The organism is Vagococcus bubulae (genome assembly GCF_003950315.1).
GTDB lineage: Bacteria > Bacillota > Bacilli > Lactobacillales > Vagococcaceae > Vagococcus > Vagococcus bubulae.
The window spans coordinates 1-3,126 of record NZ_NGJT01000047.1; the positions used below are offsets into that span (position 1 = coordinate 1).

At 48.7% G+C, this 3,126-nt stretch carries 1 rRNA gene; it reads left to right on the plus strand.

The features are described from left to right. Positions 1–160 precede the first annotated feature (160 nt). Positions 161–3,072, plus strand: a 23S ribosomal RNA gene (locus CBF36_RS12010). Positions 3,073–3,126 lie beyond the last annotated feature (54 nt).

The window sequence follows — 3,126 nt, forward strand, 5'->3', positions numbered from 1 at the left end:
AGATTGTTCATTGAAAACTGGATAGTTGAAGTTAGACATCAACATAAACCGAGAACACCGCGTTGAACAGTTTCTTTTAAAGAACTGTGAAATGTATTAACTATTATCTATCGCTAGTTAATAGTTAATGAAAAAACAAGCTAACCGTATGGTTAGAAAAGGTTAAGTGAATAAGGGCGCACGGTGGATGCCTTGGCACTAGAAGCCGATGAAGGACGGGACTAACACCGATATGCTTCGGGGAGCTGTAAGTAAGCTATGATCCGGAGATTTCCGAATGGGGGAACCCAATATCTTTTATAGGATATTATCTAATAGTGAATACATAGCTATTAGAAGGTAGACGCAGAGAACTGAAACATCTAAGTACCTGCAGGAAGAGAAAGAAAAATCGATTTCCTTAGTAGCGGCGAGCGAAACGGAAACAGCCCAAACCAATAAGCTTGCTTATTGGGGTTGTAGGACTCAGCTGTGGTAGCTGTTGTGGATAGTCGAATCGACCTGGAAAGGTCAGCCGTAGCGGGTAAAAGCCCCGTAGATGAAATTGACAACACACCTATGAGTATCCTGAGTACGGCGGAACACGAGAAATTCCGTCGGAATCCGGGAGGACCATCTCCCAAGGCTAAATACTCTCTAGTGACCGATAGTGAACCAGTACCGTGAGGGAAAGGTGAAAAGCACCCCGGAAGGGGAGTGAAATAGAACCTGAAACCGTGTGCCTACAAGAAGTTAGAGCCCGTTAATGGGTGATAGCGTGCCTTTTGCAGAATGAACCGGCGAGTTACGATAGCATGCGAGGTTAAGCTGAAGAAGCGGAGCCGTAGCGAAAGCGAGTCTGAATAGGGCGAATGAGTATGTTGTCGTAGACCCGAAACCATGTGACCTACCCATGTCCAGGTTGAAGGTGTGGTAAAACGCACTGGAGGACCGAACCCACGTACGTTGAAAAGTGCGGGGATGAGGTGTGGGTAGCGGAGAAATTCCAAACGAACTTGGAGATAGCTGGTTCTCTCCGAAATAGCTTTAGGGCTAGCCTCGGATTTGAGAATGATGGAGGTAGAGCACTGTTTGGACTAGGGGCCCGTCTTGGGTTACCGAATTCAGATAAACTCCGAATGCCATTCATTTATATCCGGGAGTCAGACAGTGAGTGATAAGATCCATTGTCGAAAGGGAAACAGCCCAGACCACCAGCTAAGGTCCCAAAATACATGTTAAGTGGAAAAGGATGTGAGGGTGCACAAACAACTAGGATGTTGGCTCAGAAGCAGCCACCATTTAAAGAGTGCGTAATAGCTCACTAGTCGAGTGCCCTTGCGCCGAAAATGTACCGGGGCTAAACATGTTACCGAAGCTGTGGATAGAACCTTTGGTTCTATGGTAGGAGAGCGTTCTAAGGGCGTTGAAGCTGGATCGTAAGGACTGGTGGAGCGCTTAGAAGTGAGAATGCCGGTATGAGTAGCGAAAGACAGGTGAGAATCCTGTCCACCGAATGACTAAGGTTTCCTGGGGAAGGCTCGTCCTCCCAGGGTTAGTCGGGACCTAAGCTGAGGCCGATAGGCGTAGGCGATGGACAACAGGTTGAGATTCCTGTACTCGTTTGTTTTGTTTGAACAATGGAGGGACACAGGAGGCTATGAGATCGTGCGACTGGAAGTGCACGTTCAAGCAACAAGTCTTGATAAGAGTTAAATGCTTTTATCTTTAAGGACAAGTTGTGATGAGTAGGGAAATAAAGTACCGAAGTCTCAATGTCACACTGTCAAGAAAAGCTTCTAGTTAGAAACAAATGACCCGTACCGCAAACCGACACAGGTAGTCGAGGAGAGAATCCTAAGGTGAGCGAGAGAACTCTCGTTAAGGAACTCGGCAAAATGACCCCGTAACTTCGGGAGAAGGGGTGCTGAACGCAAGTTCAGCCGCAGTGAATAGGCCCAAGCGACTGTTTATCAAAAACACAGGTCTCTGCAAAATCGAAAGATGACGTATAGGGGCTGACGCCTGCCCGGTGCTGGAAGGTTAAGAGGATGGGTTAGCAATAGCGAAGCTCAAAATTGAAGCCCCAGTAAACGGCGGCCGTAACTATAACGGTCCTAAGGTAGCGAAATTCCTTGTCGGGTAAGTTCCGACCCGCACGAAAGGCGTAACGATTTGGGCACTGTCTCAACGAGAGACTCGGTGAAATTTTAGTACCTGTGAAGATGCAGGTTACCCGCGACAGGACGGAAAGACCCCATGGAGCTTTACTGTAGTTTGATATTGAATGTTTGTGACACATGTACAGGATAGGTAGGAGCCGTAGAAATCGGAACGCTAGTTTCGATGGAGGCGCTGGTGGGATACTACCCTTGTGTTATGACCATTCTAACCCGCACCACTTATCGTGGTGGGAGACAGTGTCAGATGGACAGTTTGACTGGGGCGGTCGCCTCCCAAAAGGTAACGGAGGCGCCCAAAGGTTCCCTCAGAATGGTTGGAAATCATTCGTAGAGTGCAAAGGCAGAAGGGAGCTTGACTGCGAGAGCTACAACTCGAGCAGGGACGAAAGTCGGGCTTAGTGATCCGGTGGTTCCGCATGGAAGGGCCATCGCTCAACGGATAAAAGCTACCCTGGGGATAACAGGCTTATCTCCCCCAAGAGTTCACATCGACGGGGAGGTTTGGCACCTCGATGTCGGCTCGTCGCATCCTGGGGCTGTAGTCGGTCCCAAGGGTTGGGCTGTTCGCCCATTAAAGCGGCACGCGAGCTGGGTTCAGAACGTCGTGAGACAGTTCGGTCCCTATCCGTCGCGGGCGTTGGAAATTTGAGAGGAGCTGTCCTTAGTACGAGAGGACCGGGATGGACATACCTCTGGTGTACCAGTTGTTCTGCCAAGGGCATTGCTGGGTAGCTATGTATGGACGGGATAAACGCTGAAAGCATCTAAGCGTGAAGCCCCCCTCAAGATGAGATTTCCCATTCCTTTAAGGAAGTAAGACCCCTGAAAGATGATCAGGTAGATAGGCTAGGAGTGGAAGTACAGTGATGTATGGAGCGGACTAGTACTAATCGGTCGAGGACTTAACCAAGATAGCGGTGGACAATTATATTGATACTAACTTAACATCCAGTTTTGAGTGAAT